Annotated in this window: 1 protein-coding gene; it reads right to left on the reverse strand. The window is 61.8% G+C overall.

What is annotated here, in order from left to right; translation table 11 throughout:
• Positions 1 to 223 precede the first annotated feature (223 nt).
• A partial coding sequence (locus IMZ11_RS42740) for an integrase core domain-containing protein (protein WP_228649302.1) occupies positions 224 to 854 on the reverse strand: 631 nt, incomplete at its 5' end.

An 854-nucleotide genomic window follows, 5' to 3' on the forward strand; every position in this document is an offset into this window, starting at 1 on the left:
GTTCAGTACATCATCACGTGTGATACGAATTGCACGATCGAACGGCCGGACTGAGGTGAGCCCTTCGTAGTGGTCCAGTCGTTGTGCGACTCTGTTGCCCGGTCTGCGGGCAAGGAAGAATCAACGACGACATGGCATCGAACAAGCGCCGGCGGCATACGCCGTGGCGAGTCCCCGTTACTGAGTCCACCCGGTCTTAGAGTCGGATTTGTTGGATCCGGATTCAGTTGATCTCGCAGGCGACCGGGGTGTGGGTGCACCTGCAGGCCGCAGCGTACTCGGCCGGCGTCTGGTAACCCAGGGCCGAGTGGCGATGGCGGTGGTTGTGCTCGTATTTGAAGTCGCCGATGACCACGCGGGCCTCCAGCAGACTGTTCCAGTGGTTGCGGTTGAGGCACTCCTTCCGTAGGCGGTTGTTGAATGATTCGATGAAACCGTTGTTCCACGGCGTGCCCGGCGGGATGTAGGACAGGCCGAGCTGTCCGTCGCAGAACTGTTGCAGCGCTAGAGAAATCATTTCCGGACCGTTGTCGAGCCGCAGCACTCTCGGCGGCCCACCGGTCGCGGCGAACACCTTTGTGAGCTCGTCGACGAGCCGATCGCCGGTGATTGAGCGCTCCACGACGTTCAGCAGGGACTCGCGGGTATGCTCGTCGACCATCGAGGCGATCTTGACGGCCTTGCCATCGACGGTGGAATCGAACTGGAAATCGATCGCCCACACCACCTTCGGCGCATCTGCCACCACCGGCGCAACCGACGAGATTCCGGCCCGCTTGCGGGGACTACGGACCCGCACCTGCAGGCCTTCCTCACGCCACAGCCGGCCGATCTTCTTCTTGTTGATCTGGCGG

Origin of the sequence: Microtetraspora sp. AC03309 (assembly GCF_020826795.1) — a bacterium.
Taxonomy (GTDB): domain Bacteria; phylum Actinomycetota; class Actinomycetes; order Streptosporangiales; family Streptosporangiaceae; genus Microtetraspora; species Microtetraspora glauca.